Source organism: Methylobacterium sp. WCS2018Hpa-22 (assembly GCF_031843785.1).
Taxonomy (GTDB): Bacteria; Pseudomonadota; Alphaproteobacteria; order Rhizobiales; family Beijerinckiaceae; genus Methylobacterium.
The window spans coordinates 18,518-36,539 of sequence record NZ_JAVTJA010000009.1 but is presented as its reverse complement, the minus strand read 5'-3'; the positions used below and the strand labels follow the sequence as shown (position 1 = coordinate 36,539).

At 62.0% G+C, this 18,022-nt stretch carries 18 protein-coding genes and 1 tRNA gene; 10 read left to right on the top strand and 9 right to left on the bottom strand.

What is annotated here, in order from left to right; all coding sequences use genetic code 11:
* Nucleotides 1–23 precede the first annotated feature (23 nt).
* Nucleotides 24–2,195, bottom strand: a complete 2,172-nt coding sequence (locus RQI43_RS13400) for a calcium-binding protein (RefSeq protein WP_311275453.1) — start codon at nt 2,193–2,195, stop codon at nt 24–26.
* Nucleotides 2,196–3,538: 1,343 nt separating this feature from the next.
* Nucleotides 3,539–3,943: a DUF3597 domain-containing protein gene (locus tag RQI43_RS13395; protein WP_311275452.1), complete on the bottom strand. Its 405-nt coding sequence runs from the start codon at nt 3,941–3,943 to the stop codon at nt 3,539–3,541.
* A 286-nt stretch (nt 3,944–4,229) separates the two neighbouring features.
* Here RQI43_RS13395 and RQI43_RS13390 point away from each other — a divergent pair, with 286 nt between their 5' ends.
* The 5 genes from RQI43_RS13390 (at nt 4,230) to RQI43_RS13370 (ending at nt 7,364) form a co-directional block, all read left to right on the top strand.
* Entirely contained in the window at nt 4,230–5,258 is a 1,029-nt protein-coding gene (locus RQI43_RS13390) for an ABC transporter substrate-binding protein (RefSeq protein WP_311275451.1), read from the top strand.
* Nucleotides 5,259–5,262: 4 nt separating this feature from the next.
* Complete coding sequence (locus RQI43_RS13385) at nt 5,263–6,015, top strand: ABC transporter permease (protein ID WP_311275450.1); 753 nt, start codon at nt 5,263–5,265, stop codon at nt 6,013–6,015.
* Nucleotides 6,015–6,770, top strand: a complete 756-nt coding sequence (locus RQI43_RS13380) for an ABC transporter ATP-binding protein (protein WP_311275449.1) — start codon at nt 6,015–6,017, stop codon at nt 6,768–6,770. The genes RQI43_RS13385 and RQI43_RS13380 overlap by 1 nt, the downstream gene beginning before the upstream one ends.
* 165 nt (nt 6,771–6,935) lie before the next feature.
* Nucleotides 6,936–7,145 (top strand): hypothetical protein, encoded by a 210-nt coding sequence (locus RQI43_RS13375; RefSeq protein WP_056427534.1) that lies wholly within the window; start codon nt 6,936–6,938, stop codon nt 7,143–7,145.
* A gap of 3 nt (nt 7,146–7,148) precedes the next feature.
* On the top strand, nt 7,149–7,364 hold the full coding sequence (locus RQI43_RS13370) for an alkylphosphonate utilization protein (RefSeq protein WP_056427531.1): 216 nt from the start codon (nt 7,149–7,151) through the stop codon (nt 7,362–7,364).
* A gap of 3 nt (nt 7,365–7,367) precedes the next feature.
* Here the strand turns inward: RQI43_RS13370 and RQI43_RS13365 are convergent, their stop codons facing one another.
* Nucleotides 7,368–7,625 carry a hypothetical protein gene (locus tag RQI43_RS13365; RefSeq protein WP_056427528.1) on the bottom strand — a complete coding sequence of 86 codons (258 nt, stop codon included), beginning with the start codon at nt 7,623–7,625 and terminating at the stop codon, nt 7,368–7,370.
* Nucleotides 7,626–7,917: 292 nt separating this feature from the next.
* Here RQI43_RS13365 and RQI43_RS13360 point away from each other — a divergent pair, with 292 nt between their 5' ends.
* The gene (locus RQI43_RS13360; RefSeq protein WP_056427525.1) at nt 7,918–9,732 is read left to right on the top strand and encodes an adenine deaminase; all 1,815 of its coding nucleotides are present in this window, start codon (nt 7,918–7,920) and stop codon (nt 9,730–9,732) included.
* Nucleotides 9,733–9,940: 208 nt separating this feature from the next.
* Nucleotides 9,941–10,123 carry a hypothetical protein gene (locus RQI43_RS13355; protein WP_056427522.1) on the top strand — a complete coding sequence of 61 codons (183 nt, stop codon included), beginning with the start codon at nt 9,941–9,943 and terminating at the stop codon, nt 10,121–10,123.
* A 741-nt stretch (nt 10,124–10,864) separates the two neighbouring features.
* Here RQI43_RS13355 and RQI43_RS13350 read toward each other — a convergent pair.
* The 4 genes from RQI43_RS13350 to RQI43_RS13335 form a co-directional block, all read right to left on the bottom strand.
* Nucleotides 10,865–10,999, bottom strand: coding sequence for a hypothetical protein (locus tag RQI43_RS13350; RefSeq protein WP_280136553.1), 135 nt, complete (start codon nt 10,997–10,999; stop codon nt 10,865–10,867).
* 207 nt (nt 11,000–11,206) lie between these two features.
* A tRNA-Gly gene (locus tag RQI43_RS13345) sits at nt 11,207–11,281 on the bottom strand.
* A 129-nt stretch (nt 11,282–11,410) separates the two neighbouring features.
* A complete protein-coding gene (locus RQI43_RS13340; protein ID WP_056427519.1) occupies nt 11,411–11,890 on the bottom strand; it encodes an NUDIX domain-containing protein in 480 nt (159 codons plus the stop codon).
* The gene (locus RQI43_RS13335; protein ID WP_056427516.1) at nt 11,887–12,585 is read right to left on the bottom strand and encodes a fumarylacetoacetate hydrolase family protein; all 699 of its coding nucleotides are present in this window, start codon (nt 12,583–12,585) and stop codon (nt 11,887–11,889) included. The genes RQI43_RS13340 and RQI43_RS13335 overlap by 4 nt, the downstream gene beginning before the upstream one ends.
* 167 nt (nt 12,586–12,752) lie before the next feature.
* Between RQI43_RS13335 and RQI43_RS13330 the strand changes: the two genes are divergently transcribed.
* From RQI43_RS13330 to RQI43_RS13320, 3 genes are all read left to right on the top strand, one after another.
* On the top strand, nt 12,753–14,198 hold the full coding sequence (locus RQI43_RS13330; protein ID WP_405030617.1) for an FAD-binding oxidoreductase: 1,446 nt from the start codon (nt 12,753–12,755) through the stop codon (nt 14,196–14,198).
* Between the two features lie 314 nt (nt 14,199–14,512).
* Nucleotides 14,513–14,806 (top strand): DUF2218 domain-containing protein, encoded by a 294-nt coding sequence (locus RQI43_RS13325; protein WP_056427510.1) that lies wholly within the window; start codon nt 14,513–14,515, stop codon nt 14,804–14,806.
* 102 nt (nt 14,807–14,908) lie between these two features.
* Nucleotides 14,909–16,174 (top strand): aminopeptidase, encoded by a 1,266-nt coding sequence (locus tag RQI43_RS13320; protein ID WP_056427507.1) that lies wholly within the window; start codon nt 14,909–14,911, stop codon nt 16,172–16,174.
* A 29-nt stretch (nt 16,175–16,203) separates the two neighbouring features.
* Here RQI43_RS13320 and RQI43_RS13315 read toward each other — a convergent pair whose 3' ends face one another.
* Together RQI43_RS13315 and RQI43_RS13310 are read right to left on the bottom strand one after the other, a co-directional pair.
* Nucleotides 16,204–16,845 (bottom strand): DUF1223 domain-containing protein, encoded by a 642-nt coding sequence (locus RQI43_RS13315; protein WP_311275448.1) that lies wholly within the window; start codon nt 16,843–16,845, stop codon nt 16,204–16,206.
* Nucleotides 16,846–16,972: 127 nt separating this feature from the next.
* Entirely contained in the window at nt 16,973–17,977 is a 1,005-nt protein-coding gene (locus RQI43_RS13310) for a lipid A biosynthesis lauroyl acyltransferase (protein WP_311275447.1), read from the bottom strand.
* Nucleotides 17,978–18,022: the final 45 nt, after the last annotated feature.

Below are 18,022 nucleotides of genomic sequence, written 5' to 3'. Positions count from 1 at the left end.
CGTCGTTGCGGAGGCTCATAGGCTCAGAGGACGAAGTCGGAAGTCTGCAGAACGTCGACGATCCCCCGAAGTACGATCTGGAAATCGGTCTTGCCGTCTCCGGTTACATCGCCCTCAATGATCGTTGAGCTACCAGACCTGATGGCATGCAACTCACCGGCCGATTTCGTAAATGCTCCGGACCCGATATAGTTAAAGGGCTTGTCCGAACTCGCTGATGTATTAGCCTGTATCGCTGATAGATCGATGCGGTCGGTTCCAGTCAGAAAATCGCTAACTTGGTCTCTGCCCGCGCTCCCGTTGATGCTGTCGCGGATCGACCTGAAAGTGAAGGTATCTGATCCTGCCCCACCCACAAGGATGTCGCGGCCCGATCCCCCAATGAGGACATCGTCGCCCTCACCGCCGACGAGAGTGTTCGTGAATTTATTACCTGCAATCTTAATACCCAGCGTTCCCGCACTCGCCCGCAGAGTTTCAATGTTTAAATTGTCGCTGAGTGTGTAATTGATACTAGTATACAGCGTATCAACCCCTAAATTTACCACCTCAATGATGCGATCGCCAGGGTTATTGATATAGTAGATATCATTTCCAAGGCCGCCATCCATTGAATCCGCGCCTGCTCCGCCGTCCAAAACGTCGTTGCCGTCTCCACCACGCAGGAAATCGTTTCCTTTGTTTCCACGGAGAATGTCGTCGCCGCCCCAGGCCGTCAGCCAGTCGTCTGCGGACCCGCCGATCAGACTATCGTTACTAGCACCCTCATCCTCGGTTTCACCATCGCTGATATACCAAGAGACGGACACGCCTGCCAGATCGATGGTATCGGCACCAAGCGAGCCAGTAATCGATGCCGTCTGGCCACTATGATATTTGCCGCCGGCGGTCGCTGCGAAATTGGGTCCAACCGTTCCCGCCGACAGCATGGTTATGTCCGATGTGTAGTCAGCAAATATTTTACCAAGGCTGTTTAACTGTGAGCTAGAAACAGATGTTATGCCTAAGTGTGCAAATTCTATGCTTGTAAATTTTGCGCCGACTGCGTGACCATTAAGGTTGACATGATCGGATCCTTTGCCGCCATCGACTTTTCCAGTTTCGCCGAAGGAAAAGCGCACGTCGAACGAATCGTTTCCGTCTCCGCCACGGAGAATGTCAAAACCACTGCCCGCAAGCGTGTCATTTCCGCTACCTCCGTCCAGAGTATCGGTGCCTTCACCCCCTTCAAGAACGTCGTTGCCTGCGCCGCCCTCCAGCAGATCGTTTCCATTTCCACCACGCAGGAAATCGTTTCCTTTGTTTCCACGGAGAATGTCGTCGCCGCCCCAGGCCGTCAGCCAGTCGTCTGCGGACCCACCGATCAGACTGTCGTTACTAGCACCCTCATCTTCGGCTTCACCATCGCTGATATACCAGGAGACGGACACGCCTGCCAGATCGATGGTATCGGCACCAAGCGAGCCAGTAATCGATGCCGTCTGGCCACTATGATATTTGCCGCCGGCGGTCGCTGCAAAATTGGGTCCAACCGTTCCCGCCGACAGCATGGTTATGTCCGATGTGTAGTCAGCAAATATTTTACCAAGGCTGTTTAGCTGTGAGCTAGAAACAGATGTTATGCCTAAGTGTGCAAATTCTATGCTTGTAAATTTTGCGCCGACTGCGTGACCATTAAGGTTGACATGATCGGATCCTTTGCCGCCATCGACTTTTCCAGTTTCGCCGAAGGAAAAGCGCACGTCGAACGAATCGTTTCCGTCTCCGCCACGGAGAATGTCAAAACCACTGCCCGCAAGCGTGTCATTTCCGCTGCCTCCGTCCAGAGTATCGTTGCCTTCACCCCCTTCAAGAGCGTCGTTGCCTGCGCCGCCTGAAAGGAAGTCGTTGCCTTCGTCCCCACGGAGCGTGTCGTCGCCGGTTCCACCGTAGACAACGTCGTTGCCATATCCGCCGGAAAGGAAGGCGCCATTATAAAGAAAATTCTCTCCCCGAAATTTGATATAACTTTCGCCGTCAATAATAACGGTCGGTGACAGAGCTTGCAAAGTATCATTCCCGGCAAGTCCGTTAAGTCCACGCGGGAGTGAATAATAGCTCACATCTCCAGCGCTAATAAGGACGAAATTCATCTTATAATCGTCGTTTCTATTTGTCAGTGCTAATACATCTGATGGATAGACTACGGTGCGCATTGTTGTTCCCCTTTGCTATGAATGGCGATCTTTATTAACCGGTATTGTCAAGGATTATTTGATTTCAGTTTTTGTCAGTTATAGTATATTTGAGGTCTGTATAGCTTACGATTGCCGGTTTGGATTCGTATGCTTGGAATCATAATAATATTCAATTCTGTTTTGGTTATCGCGAATAGTATTATCTTGTTGTTGATTTTGTTGTTCTGGTGGCGGAATAATTTGCATCGATAATGTGCGTCCGTGGTGAGTTCAATTTCCATATGACAAGCGCCATTTGGTTGCATCATCCAAATGAAGGATGTCGCGGCGCTGAGGTCCAAATGGTTTCATTTGCGGGGTGATTGGGCGACAAAAATCGAATAGCATTCACTTTATAAAATTTTTGATTCATTTAGTAGAATATAACTATTATTAAATCTACCATATCTAAGTAAAATTCTTGGTAAATTGAGGTATTATTCAAATGACGAGTTGCTGTTATTTGATTTTAGGTATAATTAATGAGTTTTTGTGGAAATTTGAATAGTAAATCTTAAATTTACGGCAAACAAATTTTGCAGGTTTTGGAAGGTCGGTCGCTTAGGCAAGTTTTGCAAGTTAAACGTCTTGACAAAATTCCTATCCCATGCCTATATCCCCACACCTGCCGCCCAGCGAAGGGGGCTCGCCCGGTGACCGACCGGGTGGGCCGAAAGGGGCGGCGGGGCGGTGCCTGCGTCGGTGGTGTCGGTCACCATCGCCCCGGGCGGCGGCTCGATAGTCTGGGGGCTCGGATGGGGGCGCGGTAGGTCGGGAGTTAAATGCCCCGGCACCGACCCCGTTCTGGGCTGCCATGATGAGGTTTGCGGCCCCTCCAATACGAGAGGGCGTGCGGGGCAAAGTCCGTTCGAACAGCCGGGCTGGGATGCAACACGACCACCTCAGGCGCGACGCAACGCGAGGACCGCTGGAGACACCGCGACGCAAAACAGGCCCCGGCGGGAACGCCGGAGCCTGACGGGACGCCGGGGGACCGGCAAACTTGTTATAGCGCTCAATGGGTTCCGCGGCGTCCCGCGTCCCCTGTTTGGGGCTTCTTCTGGGCCATGCCCCCGGCGCTGTCGCGCGCGGGGGTGAAGGTGTTTGGATCCCCTCGCCCCGCTCGCGGGGAGAGGGACGCGACGACCTCGTCGTCGGCGCGTCGAGGCGGCAGCCGAGGGTGAGGGGGCGATGACGGACGAGTCTCTTTCGGAATCGCCCCCTCACCCCCGCTTCGGCTTCGCCTCTCGCTCATCGCGGACACGACGAGGTGTCCGCGATCCTCTCCCCGCGCGCGGGGAGAGGGGGACGCTAACCAGCGATCAATCCTTCAGGTCGGCCGGCACCTTGCCGCCGTTCTCTTCGAGCTTCTTGATGACCTGCTTGTGCAGCCAGACGTTCATCGTGGCCGAGTCTTCCTTGTCGCCGGTGTAGTGCAGCTCGTCGGCGAGCGACTTGCGGGCGCTGAGGCTCGAATCGATGTCGAGGAGCTTCATCAGGTCGACGATGGAGGTCCGCCAGTTGAGGGTCTGGGAGTTCTTCGCGGACATGCCGTTCAGCACGGCTTCCACGTCCACCGGCTCGCCGGGCTTCGGAGCGGCCGCCGATTCCGTGGGGGCGGTGGTGGTGGAGCCGGCCGGGGCGTTTGCCGGTGCGGCATCCGCCGAGGTGGTTCCGCCGCCGAACGGATGGAGGATCTTGCTGACGATGCTGCCGAGAAAGCTCATGGCGTCTGTCCTTGTCGTTGGTCGGTCGTCTCGATGGACGGCCGAGGCCTTGCTCTTCACGAGGTCCTGCCTCTCAACTGAATACGGCCAAGGCCGTTCCGGCCGGACGCCCGGGGCTGGGGAATAAAGCCTCTCCGCTCAAGCTTGGCCGTGGAAGGGCGTCCTTAGATTCGCAAAGCGGGCCGTTCTTTCGCGCAACGGTGTTTGAAGAACGCGGCTCCTGTGGCATGGCCGGGCCACGGCTCGCCGCGAGCCGACCTGCTTCCCCCGGAATCCGGACCCTTCGATGCGCCCTGCCCTTCCCGTCATCGCGACGATCCTGGCCTCCCTGGCCGGTTGGCTGATCGCGGCCCCCGCCTCCGCCCAGACGGCTCCGATCCCCATGCGGATCGGCGTCATCCCGGTCATCGGCGCCTCGCCGATCTTCGTCGCCGACGGCGAGGGCTGGCTCAAGGAGGCGGGCCTCGCCCCCTCCTTCACCACCTTCGAATCCGGCCCGAACATGATCCAGGCCCTCGCCTCGGGCACGATCGACGTCTACGTGGCCGGGGTCGCGCCGCTGGCCGTGGCGCGGACCAAGAACATCGACGTCCGCGTGGTCGCCTCCACGGCCGTGGAGGAGATGGTGTTCGTGGCCGGGCCGAAGCTCGCCCCGTTCTTCGCCAACGGCGCCAGCAAGGCCGAGGCCTTCGCGCAGTTCAAGGCCAAGGAAGGCCGCACCGCCCGCCTCGCCACCCAGCCCCTCGGCTCGGTGCCCAACACCACCCTGCAGCATTGGCTGTGGCAGGTGGCGAAGGCCGACAAGGCCAATGCCGAGGTGGTGCCCATGGGCATCGACGCCACGCAGCAGGCGATCCTCGCCGGAGCCGTCGACGGCGCCTCCATCCGCGAGCCGGCCCTCACCATCATCCAGGGCCGCAATCCGGGCGTGAAGCTGATCGCCAACGGAGCCGAGATGTTCCCCGACCAGCCGGGCACGGTGGTGGGCGTCTACGGCGCCTATGCCGACCGGAATCCCGGCGCCGTGGAATCCCTGGTGCGCTCCCTCATCCGCGCCGACACCCTGCTGAAATCCGACTCGGCCAAGGCCGCGCCCCACGTACTCGCCGCCCTCGGCAAGGGCATCGTTGATCTCGCCACGATCCAGAAGGCCCTGACCTCGCCGGCGGCGAAGTTCACCGTCGATCCGCGCGCCATCATCGTCGCCACCAAGGCGATGCAGGCCTATCAGGTCTCCATCGGCGCCCTCGAGAAGGACGTGCCCCTCGATGGGCTGTTCGACTCCCGCTACTACGAGAAGGCCATCGCGCGCTGATCGGATGAAGGTCCTTCGCGCACCCGCCCTCGCGGCTCTCGGACTCGTCGCCTTCCTCCTGTTCTGGGAGGCGATGCCTCGGCTCGGGCTGATCAACCCGGCCTTCCTGCCGCCGCCGAGCACGATCCCGGCCGCCTTCCTCAACGAGATCCGTCTCGGGGTGTGGGGCGAAGCGGTGTTGTCGAGCCTGAGCCACTACCTCGTCGGCCTCGCCGTCGGCGCCGGGGCGGGCATCGCGCTCGGCATCCTGGTCGGCATGTTCCGGGGCTTCGAGGCGCTCACCGCCTGGATCGTGCGCCTGCTGCGGCCCATTCCCGGCCTCGCCTGGGTGCCCTTCGCCATCATCTGGTTCGGGGTCCAGCCCTCGGCCGCCGTGTTCATCATCGCCATCGGCGTGTTCTGGATCGTGTTCTTCGCGACGCAGGGGGCGGTGCGTGGGGTCGACCGGGACCTCGTGGAGGTCGCCCAGGCCTTCGGTTTCCGCTCTCCGCTGGCGCGGCTCACCAAGATCCTGCTGCCGGCCGCGACCCCCGGCATCCTCGTCGGCCTGCGCACGGCCCTCGGCCAGGCCTGGATGGCGGTGGTGGCCGCCGAGATCTTCGGCGTGCCGGGTGTCGGCGCGCGCATGATGCAGGCCTCCAGCCTCCTCTCCACCGATATCGTGGTCGTCTACATGCTCACCATGGCCGGCCTCTACGGGCTGTTCGATACCGGCTTCGTCGCCCTCCAGAGCTGGCTCCTGCGGTGGCGCGCCTGATGGACCCGATCATCGACATCCGCGGCCTGAGCCTCGCCTACGAGCGCGACGGAATCCGCAACGTCATCCTGTCGGAGCTGGACCTTTCCATCGCGCGCGGGGAGTTCGTGGTCATCGTCGGCGAATCCGGCGTCGGTAAATCCACCGTCCTGCGCGTTCTCATCGGCCTCGCCGCCCCCAGCGGGGGAACGGTGCGCCTCGCCACGCGCGAGGGCTGCCGCACGCCGATGGCGCTGGTGTTCCAGGATGCCCGCCTGCTCCCCTGGCGCCGGGTCGTCGCCAACATCGCATTCGGCCTGGAAGGCAGCGGCCTGTCGAAGCCTCAGCGCCTCGCCAAGGCGCAGGAGATGCTCGACCTCGTCGGACTCGGCGAATACGGCCAGCGCTGGCCGCACCAACTCTCGGGCGGGCAACGCCAGCGCGTCGCCATCGCGCGCGCGCTCGCAGTGGACCCGGACGTGCTCCTGATGGACGAGCCGTTCTCCGCACTCGACAGTTTCACCCGCGAGGGCCTGCAGGACGAGTTGCAGCGCATCCAGGCCGCCACCGGCAAGACCATCCTGTTCGTCACCCACGACATCGACGAGGCCGTGACCCTGGCCGACCGCGTCGTGGTCTTGGCAGGAAGCCCGGGCCGGGTCGCGGCCGACATGACGATCGACGTGCCGCGTCCGCGCCGCCGCCGCGACGAGGCGCTCACCCAGGCTGCCCGAAACCTGCGGGCCGAGCTTTCGGGGCGGTCCGCGGAGCTGTGACCGCACCGTAAGGCCGCTTCCCGAGACGGTCGGCGCCGTCTGTATCGAATCCGTCGCCCCATCCGCGGCGATGCCGCCGGATGCGCCATTGCATCCTGCGGCCAATGATTGCATCGCTCCGCACCCGAGACCGCCTGGACGGTCGATCGGCAGAGAGACCCTACCATGACGCCCGACGAGATTGCCGACCTCAACCGCGCCCGCGCCAGCCTCTCGCGACAGCGCAACGCCTTGGCCAAGCGGATCGGTTCGAGCGAACTCGCAGCTGCCTCCGCCGCCGAGGATTTCATGCGCATCCTCCTCGCCATCGAGGCGGTGGACCGGGCGCTGACCAATGCCGGGCAGCCCTACATGCCGCCCGATGCCGGGGCCTGAAGCATGGCCGATACGAAGGATGCCAACGGCACCAAGCTGGCCGACGGGGATTCCGTCACGCTGGTCAAGGATCTCAAGGTGAAGGGCACCTCCACCACCCTGAAGCGCGGGACGCTCATCAAGAACATCCGCCTCACGGAGGATCCTGAAGAGATCGAGTGCAACGCCGAGAAGGTGAAGGGCCTCGTTCTGAAGACACAGTTCCTTAAGAAAGCCTGAGGATCAATCGCCGGACTCGCTGCTGATCGCGCGGGCCGGCGACCGGCTCAGGCTTCGAATGGCGCGGGACGGGCGGCCCGACTTCTCGGCGATGGCGCGGTCCTGCTCCTCGATCAGTTGCCGGGCGGGCTCGTCACCGTCGAGCCCTCCGAGGATTTCCATGGGAACCCGACGGTTCGAGGCACGGGACTCGTCTTCATAGACCACGTCGAACAGGACTGAGCCCCGCTCCTGCGGTTTCGACTTTGTACGCTTGGCCATGACAAATGCTCGATGATGCGATCGGGGAATGTGATGTCGAGGGTTCGGTAGGCGAAATGTTCGACGTTCGACCGTCTGGTCCCGCCGACATTCCTGCGCCGTGACCGTCACCGTTGGGAGACGCCACGACCGAACTCGCAGCGCTACATGGTCCCGGCGAAACAGGTTGGCAACCCGCCTTTCTGGACGCGCAGGCGCGGTAGACCCGCCTGTGGCATGATGCGTGCGCGCCGCCGGGCAAGACCGGCCTGCCGTGGCGGCCGGTTTGATGATGCCAGGAGCCAAGCCGACGATGACCGATCCGACGCCGCTGACACGTTTTTCCGTCGCACCCTTGGCCCGGATGACCCGGCATCTCGCCGGCGTCGCCGCGGGGCGGGCGGAGCCCGATCTCGTCATCACCGGCGCACGTATCCTCTCCACCTATTCTGAGCGGATCCGGCCGGACAGTGAAGTCTGGATCGCCGGAGGACGTATCGCCGCCGTAAAGCCTGCCGGTGCCTATCACGGGAGTGCCCCCCGTTACGATGCGGGCGGCGGTATTCTGGCGCCCGGCCTGGTGGATCCACATCTGCATATCGAGAGCAGCATGGTGACCGCCTGCGCCTATGCCGAGGCGGCGCTCCTCAACGGCACCACGACCGTCGTCTGCGACAGCCACGAGATCGGAAATGTCCTCGATGCGGACGGCATCGCCTGGATGCTGGAGGATGCCCGCGAGGCGCCGCTCAACATCTACCTCACGGTGCCGAGCACGGTCCCGGCCACGTCGCCAGCCTTGGAAACCGCCGGTGGCGACCTGACGGCCGAGAAGATCGGAGCTTTGTTCGATGCGTGGCCGGAGGCGATCGGCCTTGGCGAGAAGATGGATTTCGTCGCCGTCGCCGAGGGCGATGAAAGGGCGCATGCCATCATCGCGGCCGCTCTGCAACGGGGGCGGCCGGTCTCCGGCCATATCTACGGCCGCGGCTTCGTTGCGGCCTACGCGGCCAGCGGGGTCACTGATACCCACGAAGCCATCGACAGGGACATTGCCGACGACCTGCTCGAGGCGGGTTTGTGGATCTACCTGCGCGGCGGCCCGCCGACCACGCCCTGGCACAGTTTGCCCAAGGCTATCGGCACGATCATCGAACTTGGAGCCTCGGCCAAGCGGGTCTGCGTCTGCACCGACGACCGGGATGCGCAGGATCTCCTCGCTTACGGCCTGGATTGGGTGGTGCGCGAGGCAATCCGCATGGGCATCCCCCGCGAACAGGCATGGTCAATGGGCTCGCTCCATCCGGCGACCCGGTATGGGCTCGATGGCGAGATTGGTGGGTTCGGCGGGGGACGTCGGGCCGATCTAGTCCTCCTCGATGATGACTTGATCCCGCAGACCACATGGTATGGCGGACGGTGCGTGGTCGAGAACCGTGCGGTTACTCCCCTCCTCGATGCGGCACTCTCGCGACCCTATCGATATCCTGCACCAGCCTATGCAACGATGCATCTGCCACAGCCGCTTCCTGCCCTCGTCCCGCCGTTTCCCGAAGGCCGCTGTATCGTCAACGCCATTCGCACCACGCTTCCCGGCATCGAGTTGACCCACGAGCGCTACGATCTGACTCCCGGCCTCGATTGGGTAACGACATTGTGGGACAACGACCTGTGCTTCGTCACCGTGATCGAGCGCCATGGCAGGGCCGGGAACGTCGCGCACGGATTGCTGCGCGCCTTTGGTCTGAAACAGGGCGCTGTCGCGAGCAGTGTCGGCCACGATTCGCACAACGTAATCGTGGCCGGGCTGAATGAAGAGGACATGCGCGTCGCTCTAGATGCGCTGTCGACGATCCAGGGGGGCGTCTGCGTGGTCGAGGATGGGAAGGTCACTGCGATGGTTCCGTTGCCTGTGGCAGGACTTCTCTCCGACAAGCGCGTCGGTCTCGTCGCCGAAGAAGTCCGTTTGCTGAAGGTGGCCTGGGAGCGGGCCGGCTGCACGATCCCCTATATGGGGTTCAACCTAATTCCGCTGTCTGTCATTCCAGAGATTCGGATCACCGACAAAGGCCTCGTGCTGGTGCCGGCCATGAAGATCGTACCGCTTTTTGAACCTGCAGAGAGATAAGATCTACAACTGGGAACCAGGACGCTGCCAACAACGTTGAAACATCAGGTCTCAACAGCCTTTCCCGTGTCGGCTTTCACAAGCCGTGCTATTACCGAATCGGCCAGCTGAATTGTCCGTTGAGGCGATTGGCTGGCCGTTTTACGTTGTCTCCTATGGGCTTGCGCCCTGTCTCCAGGAGAGGACGCTCTTTTTTTGGAGTGAGTTGATGCGGAATCTTCTGACGCTTGTCGTCCTCGGCTTCGTCGGCTTCGTCCTTGTGGCGATGTTCGTCGCACCAACCCAGCCGGATCTGAAGGCTTGGTACCTCAAGAATGCATGCGAACATCTCGATAAGGTGTCTGCGAAAATCTGTGATCCCATGCGTCAGAATGGCGGACAGGCGCTGTGACGGTATCACCGTTCAGCGCTTTTAAGCGGCGGTGACAAACCGGTTTCTCGTGCGCGCGAAGGAGCAGATTTATTGAATTGGGCGGTCCCAACGCTATTTGTCCCAGCCAAGGTGGGGGCGGGTGGAAACGTCACCAGCTGGCCGTTCTTCGCCGGTACAAGTGCAGTGCGGGTTGCAGCCCAACACAATACCGATCCTGCCGAATACCGGTATGACCCGGCACGGTCGGGTCGGAAATACCGGATCTGCTATCGCCTCGATATAGAACGTTATTCGCGAGTAATACCGTACCAATAGCTGATGCTAGATAGTTCTTGAAACAAAAATAGCCCAGTGCCAAATGATGGCGCTGGGCTATCCCCATTTAGCTCAATTAAAAACTAACGCCGGTGTGATATTCAGTAACCGCAGCACAGAGCCCAAAGACGGGTATCTTAAAAGGATGCTCACGACGAATTTCCTGGCGAATGGTCTCTCGGCGCAGATAACAGGCGCTGCTATCGGAACCGTACTCAACGTGTTCAACGGTGCTCCACGGAGCGGACCGCACCTCGTCGAGCTGCATGGGCGCAGCCTGGGTTGTCGAAGCGAAGATAGTGCAGGTTTTGAATGCCGTCAGACAGGCAACCCGCAATGATGTCAGCGCTTTGTATGCCGCCGGGTCCTAAGTTGGCGAGTCAGAACCCGACGGAGGTAGAAAATAACTACCGCTACTGAATCTCTATTACGCCCGCCTGGCCCTCAGACCAGATACAGGGTTGCCGTAGCACGGAACACCTTGGGGCAATGGGCCTCGTTCACGATGCGGAGCGCCTCATCCACCGTGATCTGGCGGTTGAGGGCGAGTTCCTCGAGGGTCATCCAAGTCGATGTCATATGTTTTATCCCTTGCTGTCGGTGACTCAACATGCAGAGGGCGTATTGGTTCATCGAGAAGGTCCGCTGGCAGCCATCGGATGACCAGCAATGTGTATGCTTGAGAACTCGTCATGACCGTCCATCGAAAGACAGAATGCGAGCTCCAGATACGACGAAGGCCGCCCGAAGGCGGCCCATCGCGTATGTTCTGATGGTTGGATGAATTGGAGCGGGCGAAGGGATTCGAACCCTCGACCCCAACCTTGGCAAGGTTGTGCTCTACCCCTGAGCTACACCCGCTCACTATGCCGTGCCGCTTGAGGAGAAGACCCGCCGGCGGCCCCGGACGGCGTCTCTAAACAACATTCCGGCGGGCGTGGCAAGAGCTGTTTTTCGGTTCTTTTGCCGGCGGGCAACTTTCTCGCGTTCTCACCACGTGGCCGTTGGGGAGAGTCCATGGACGATCTCGTCGAGGCGGCTGTGGGTGGCCCGCGTCGTGTCTTTGGGCAAGGCGTCGAGCGCGAAGAAGTCGCTCTGCGCGATTTCCCGGTCTGGCGCCTTCGGTCCGAGGAGTGTGAAGGTGGGGGCGACGTAGACAGCGATGTGGTCGCGGCCCGTTGCGGCGGTGCTGCGGAAGAAGCCATGCAGGCGCAAGGTGTCTGCCGCCTCCACGACGATCTCGGCCTCCTCCCGAAACTCTCGAACCATGGCGTCGACGGCATTCTCGCCAATCTCGATGCCACCCCCGGGCAGGTGCCATCCCTCCACATAAGTATGGCGCACGAGGCAGACGCGGCCCTGAGCGTCGAAGGCGACGCCCCGCACGCCGAGGGTCATTCCACGGGACACGAGGGCGCCGAACTGGAATAACCGTTGGATCAGCGGCCGGTTGAGGAGGGAGCCAATCATACGACGTTGAGGCGGATGGCACCGAAGCCTTCGATGGCCGCCTGCATCACTTGTCCGCGCTCGACCGCACCGACGCCTGAAGGCGTACCGGTGAAGATCAGGTCACCGGGATGGAGCTCGAAATAGGTGGAAAGGAGCGCGATCTGGTCGGCTACGGACCAAATCATCTCCGATAGGTCGCCGGCTTGGCGGGGATTGTCGTCCACCGAGAGTGTGATGGCGCCGCGCATCGGATGCCTGCGACCTTCGACCGGGTGGAGTGGTCCGATGGGTGCCGAGGCATCGGCCGATTTGGCGAGGTCCCACGGGCGGGAAAGGCGCTTGGCTTCGTCCTGAACGTCGCGTCGGGTCATGTCGAGCCCGACGGCGTAGGCGTAGACATGATCGAGGGCATCGGCCGTGGGGATGTCCTGCCCGCCGCGTCCGAGGGCTGCTACGAGTTCCACCTCAAAATGGTAATTGGCGGTGCGGGGCGGATAGGGATGGTCTACTGCATCCGCGCCCGGGACGATCTGAAGCGCGTCCGCCGGTTTCATGAAGAAGAACGGCGGCTCGCGCTCGGGATCCTTCCCCATTTCGCGGGCATGGGCGGCGTAGTTGCGTCCCACGCAATAGACGCGGCGCACAGGGAAAAAGTCCTCGCTGCCAACAATGGGCAGGGCGGTACGGGGTGGGTTCGGGATCACGGACAGCATCGGTTGGGCGCCTCCTCCGGGTTTGCGCTGATCGGTTGCGGCACGGCTCCGTGCCCTGCAAAGACGGGTCACGAACCTTATCATAGGAGGTGAGTTCGCAGCCGCCATCGTGACGGTCCGGCCTCCCCACTTCGTGTTACCCCTCGATCTCCCGCCCAGAGCTGCCCGTGACTGCTCCCGCCGATCTTCTCTTCCGTCTCACTGAGCGCTTGGGGGAGAAGCACGTCCTCACGGCCCCCGCAGAGATTGCACCCCATCTCCGGGAATGGCGCGGCCTCTTTCACGGCAACGCGCTCGCCGTCGTTCGGCCGGCCGATACCGGCGACGTCGCGTTCGTTGTTGCGGCCTGCGCCGACGCTGGAATCGCCATCGTTGCTCAGGGTGGTAATACCGGGTTGGTGGGAGGCGGAGTGCCGCATGGCGGGATCGTCCTGTCGCTTGGTCGCCTCTCGTACATCCGCGCCATCGACCCGTTGAGCGCCAGTATCACCGTCGAGGCGGGCGTCCTGCTCGCCGAGGCTCAGGCGGCGGCCGACCAGGAGGGGATGCTGTTCCCCCTGTCACTGCCCTCGGAGGGCTCGTGCACGATCGGCGGCAACCTCGCCACCAATGCCGGCGGAACCGGCGTCCTTGCCTATGGCAACATGCGCGATCTCGTGCTCGGCCTCGAAGTGGTGCTGGCAGACGGCCGGGTCTGGAACGGGTTGAGCGCGCTGCGCAAAGACAATGCGGGCTACGACCTGAAACACCTGTTCGTTGGATCGGAAGGGACCCTTGGAATCATCACAGCGGCGGTGCTGAAGCTCTATCCCAAGCCTTCGTCGCGGGCAGTCGGCTTTGCGGGTCTTTCGTCGCCGCATTCCGCTCTGGCCTTGTTCGACACGCTTAAACGGACCGCTGGCCATAACCTCACGGCATTCGAGTACATTCCGCGCTTCGGACTCGAAATCGTACTGAAACACAGACCCGCTTTTCCACGTCCCCTTCCCGGGGATCATGCGGGCTACGCGCTCATCGAAATGTCTACGACGCACGCTGGGGCAGAGGCCTCGGATGCCATCGAGACGGCGCTTGCCGCAGCTATCGATCGTGGTCTCGTGGAAAACGCGGTCATCGGGTCGAGTGAGACGCAGAACGCGAGCCTATGGGCGCTCCGAGAAAACTTGTCTGACGTTCAGTCGCTCGAAGGCGGCTCGATCAAGCACGACGTCTCGGTGCCGCTATCGCGTCTCGCCGATTTCCTAGATACGGCGATCGCGGCATGCGAGGCTGAAATGCCTGGCCTGCGTGTCTGCGCCTTCGGGCATTTCGGCGATGGCAACATCCACTTCAACCTTAGCCAGCCTCTCGGCATGGACAAGGCTACGTTCCTCAAGGAATGGGGACGCTTCAACAGGATCGTTCACGACATCGTGCATCGGATGGGCGGGTCCATCGCCGCCGAACATGGCATCGGCCTAATCAAGCGAGACGAACTGGGCCTCTACGCCGATCCGGTCGGCCTGGACCTGATGCGCCGGCTCAAGTGCGCCCTCGATCCGCGAGATTTGCTGAACCCCGGGAAGGTGATCGCGTTGTCAGCGAACCCTCCCCCGGCGCTTCCGAAGGAGTAAGCGCCGGGGGCGTGTGACTTCGCCGCATAAGCCATCCAGACACTCACGGCGTTGTTCACATGCCCCATTGTGCGTCGCACAAGAAAAGATCACAATCGATCTCGCGATGCGCCATGAAACGGCTTCAAGTCCTGATCTAAAGCGTTATTGCGATGAGAGTGCTTCATGGGTGCGCTGCAGCGTCTTATGGGGACGTTAACGGTCCTGACCCCTTCAGTAAGAGGCGGATCGCACCCTCAATGAAGGTCTGCAGCCCAGCGACAACGATGCACCAGCTGCGTCCATGGATTTCAGGGACCGAAGGAGACAAGACGATGCCGATCTCGCAGGCGAGAGTTCCAACTGCCGAGGCAAGCCGCTACCTGAAGCAGCTCTGCCGCCATTGGAGCCATAAATTCCCCGTGGAAGCGACGGACGCGGCCGGTACGGTCCCGTTCGGCGAAGATCGCGTTTGCACGTTCCAGGCAGAGGCCGATGCTTTGTTGATGCGTGTCGCGACTCCTGATCCAGCTGGTCTGACGCGGCTGGAAAACGTGGTGGCCGACCATCTCATGCGTTTCGCCTTCCGCGAGAATCTCGGCGAAATCACTTGGTCGCGCGCTGCTTGACCATCTCGCTGCGAGTCCCGCGCTTGAATCAGCATCACGAATCCCGATCTTGCTGAACGCCCGCCCCGTGGCATATGCGGGATGGAGCTGAGGAGATTGGTGATGACGACGAGCACTGGGGCTGACACGACCGCCCTCTCCTTCGACGAGCGGATCAGCCGCCTCGCCGAGGTGGCGGTCCGCATTGGGCTCGGACTCCAGAACGGCCAGGAATTGGTGATGACGGCGCCGCTCGAAGCCGCGCCTCTCGCCCGTGCGATCACCACCGAGGCTTACAAGGCCGGCGCGTCCCTGGTGACTACTTTCTATTCCGACGACGCTGCGACCTTGGCGCGCTTCGCCCACGCACCTGAGGACGCGTTCGATACGGCGGCGGGCTGGCTCTACAGCGGTATGGCCGACGCGTTCCGGAACGGAGCCGCAAGGCTTGCGATCGCCGGGGATGATCCGTCGTTGCTGGCTGGACAGGACGCCCAGAAAGTCGCCCGCGCCAATCGCTCGCGCTCGAAGGCCTATGTGCCGGCTCTCGAACTCATCGCGAATTTCGCCACGAATTGGACGATCGTTTCAGCGGCGACCCGCCCTTGGGCACGGACTGTTTTCCCGGATTGCGCCGAGGACGAAGCCCTCTCACGCCTGTGGAACGCGATCTTTGCGGCGTCTCGCGTTGACGGTACCGACCCGGTGGGCGAGTGGAAGGCGCATAACGACGCTCTCCACGCCCGCACTAAGATTCTTAACGAGCATCGCTTCGCTGCCTTGCGGTTTCAGGGACCGGACACCGACCTCACCGTCGGCCTTGCCGACGATCACGAGTGGTGCGGTGGGGCCTCCGTTTCGCGCAGCGGGATCCTGTGCAACGCCAATATTCCCACCGAGGAGGTGTTCACCACGCCTCACAAGTCGCGGGTGGACGGCCACGTGGCAAGCACCAAGCCCTTATCTTACCAGGGTACGCTGATCGACGGCATCCGGGTAAGGTTCGAAGATGGGCGCATCGTCGAGGCGACGGCTCGCACAGGGGGCGATGTCCTCGCGCGCGTCCTCGACACGGATGAGGGGGCTCGCCGTCTAGGTGAGGTCGCCCTGGTGCCGGCTTCGTCTGCTATCTCCGCTTCTGGACTGCTGTTTTACAATACCCTGTACGACGAGAATGCGGCGAGCCACATCGCCTTGGGGCAGGCGTACAGCAAATGCTTCCGCGACGGCGGTGAAGGCTTCAGTGAGGACGATCTCACGGCACGGGGTGCGAACCGCAGCCTGATCCATATCGACTGGATGATTGGCTCGGCCGAGATCGACGTCGATGGCCTCACCGCCGAAGGGCGCGCCGTGCCGGTTATGCGCGCTGGGGAATGGGTGGGCTGAAGCGTCGAAGGCAGTAAGCGGGCCAAGGCTCAGAAGCTTGGCCCCTTCGTCGCGCCGAGAATGCGGGCGGGATGGGCAAGCGTCCCACTCTGGAGCATGACCACGTAGCTGTCGGCATGACCTGAACGAGCGAGGCTACGCGGGAGCTCGAAATGCGCGGCCTGGCCCATCCAGGCTCCGACCTTGTGCATCCCGCGCACCACGTTCACGTAATCGATCACCTGTCCCTTGTTCTCACCGTGCCCGACTGCCGTCCTGTGCCTGCGCAGGATCGGGAGTAGCCAGACCTCGCCGCTTCCCCGTCCGGCGCCGATATCGATGGTGATACGGTCCCCCTGGTCCGTTGCCTTTACAGGCACCATAAGGCCCCCCGACTGTCGCGCCGTGCGGAGGCTTCGGTCGAGGAAGGCCTGGTCCGACCTGAACGGGGATGGCTCGCCGTTGACGATGGCCTGCGGTGTGAAAAGCTGGCGCTCGCCATGGCTCAGAGCATAGGCGCGCTGGCGTTCGGTGAAGGCCGGGATCGCGAGTTCGTCCTTCCAGCCAAGATAGTCCCAGTAGGTGACCGGAAGGGTCAGGGCGATGATGTCGGCCTGCTGGGCGTAATCCCCCATCATCCGCGAGGCCTGCTGGCAGGCGCCGCAACCTTGGCTGGTGAAGAGCTCGATCACCGCGCGAGGCGGCTCGGCGTGTGCCGGGCCAGTCATGCACGAAAGGAGAAGTGTCAGTGTGAGAGGGTTCAGCGCGGAGCGGCGTAGCCGTAAAGCGGATCGGACCATATCCCTATGTGACAGCGCCTCAACCGGAAACAGAAGTCACGTTGCCTCGATGGGCCACGGATGGATCAGGCTGCTTAACTGGAGCAACCTTGGGTTTGGGCAGCATGTTCGGCCGCCACCGCCTGTGCATCCACAACCACTGACCCGGATTTTCCCGAACCCATTCCTCAACCACGCGTGTCATCGCCTGCATTGCGCCCTGCACATCAATTTCGCCCTTGGCATCGCGGGGTAGGTCGAGGGGAGGCGTGAGTTCGAGAAGGAAGCGGGCATTGTCCTTGCGCACCACGCGGACCCCGTGGACGGGGCATTCGTAATGCTTGGCGAGCTTGGCGAGCAGCGGATTCACCAGAACGGGTCGACCAAAGAACTCCACGACTACGCCACGGGTGAAATGCTGATCGATGAGCTGGCCGAGATGGCCGCCGCGTTCCACGACGCCCTGCATGGAAAATACGGCGCCCTGCCCCGCCGCCGCCAGGCCACCCATGGTCTCTCGGCGCACCTCGGCGACGAGGCGGGCCGAGGCTATATCGTTGGGCGGCCGGAAAATCGCCGTGGCCTCGAGGCCGTAGCGAGCGGCGCAGATCGCCGGCAATTCCCAGTTGGCGAGGTGTGCGGCGAAGATCAGCCCTGGCTTGCCGTCGTCGCGCAAAGCCTCGAAATGCTCCGCGCCGGCAACGGACATGCGCTGACTTGCTGGATCGGCGGGGTCGATATCGAATAGGGTTGCAAGATGTGCGTATTCCGCTCCCGTCCGGCCTAGATTGTCCCAGGCTTGGCGCGCGAGCGCCCTGATCGCGGCCTCATCTTCCTCGGGATAGGCGGCACGCAGGTTCGCCAATGCGATGCGGTTCGCGGGTAGGAAAGGACCTACTCTCCGTGCAATCGCCCCGCCGGTCCGGCTCGCCCGCTCGGTCCCCAGCAATCGCGCCAGCCAGAATAGGCAGCGGACCAACGGAATCATGGCGATCCCCGCCATCCGGGGCAGATGGCGGTTCAGGACGAGGGCAAGACGCAGCACGAGACTATCCGGGAGTGGCTATCGTGCGCGTGTAGAACATTTTCT

Bases quoted from the DNA above. Each gene is read 5' to 3' on its own strand.
- RQI43_RS13400 (WP_311275453.1), bottom strand. From the start codon at position 2,195: ATGCGCACCGTAGTCTATCCATCAGATGTATTAGCACTGACAAATAGA.
- RQI43_RS13395 (WP_311275452.1), bottom strand. From the start codon at position 3,943: ATGAGCTTTCTCGGCAGCATCGTCAGCAAGATCCTCCATCCGTTCGGC.
- RQI43_RS13390 (WP_311275451.1), top strand. From the start codon at position 4,230: ATGCGCCCTGCCCTTCCCGTCATCGCGACGATCCTGGCCTCCCTGGCC.
- RQI43_RS13385 (WP_311275450.1), top strand. From the start codon at position 5,263: ATGAAGGTCCTTCGCGCACCCGCCCTCGCGGCTCTCGGACTCGTCGCC.
- RQI43_RS13380 (WP_311275449.1), top strand. From the start codon at position 6,015: ATGGACCCGATCATCGACATCCGCGGCCTGAGCCTCGCCTACGAGCGC.
- RQI43_RS13375 (WP_056427534.1), top strand. From the start codon at position 6,936: ATGACGCCCGACGAGATTGCCGACCTCAACCGCGCCCGCGCCAGCCTC.
- RQI43_RS13370 (WP_056427531.1), top strand. From the start codon at position 7,149: ATGGCCGATACGAAGGATGCCAACGGCACCAAGCTGGCCGACGGGGAT.
- RQI43_RS13365 (WP_056427528.1), bottom strand. From the start codon at position 7,625: ATGGCCAAGCGTACAAAGTCGAAACCGCAGGAGCGGGGCTCAGTCCTG.
- RQI43_RS13360 (WP_056427525.1), top strand. From the start codon at position 7,918: ATGACCGATCCGACGCCGCTGACACGTTTTTCCGTCGCACCCTTGGCC.
- RQI43_RS13355 (WP_056427522.1), top strand. From the start codon at position 9,941: ATGCGGAATCTTCTGACGCTTGTCGTCCTCGGCTTCGTCGGCTTCGTC.
- RQI43_RS13350 (WP_280136553.1), bottom strand. From the start codon at position 10,999: ATGACATCGACTTGGATGACCCTCGAGGAACTCGCCCTCAACCGCCAG.
- RQI43_RS13340 (WP_056427519.1), bottom strand. From the start codon at position 11,890: ATGATTGGCTCCCTCCTCAACCGGCCGCTGATCCAACGGTTATTCCAG.
- RQI43_RS13335 (WP_056427516.1), bottom strand. From the start codon at position 12,585: ATGCTGTCCGTGATCCCGAACCCACCCCGTACCGCCCTGCCCATTGTT.
- RQI43_RS13325 (WP_056427510.1), top strand. From the start codon at position 14,513: ATGCCGATCTCGCAGGCGAGAGTTCCAACTGCCGAGGCAAGCCGCTAC.
- RQI43_RS13320 (WP_056427507.1), top strand. From the start codon at position 14,909: ATGACGACGAGCACTGGGGCTGACACGACCGCCCTCTCCTTCGACGAG.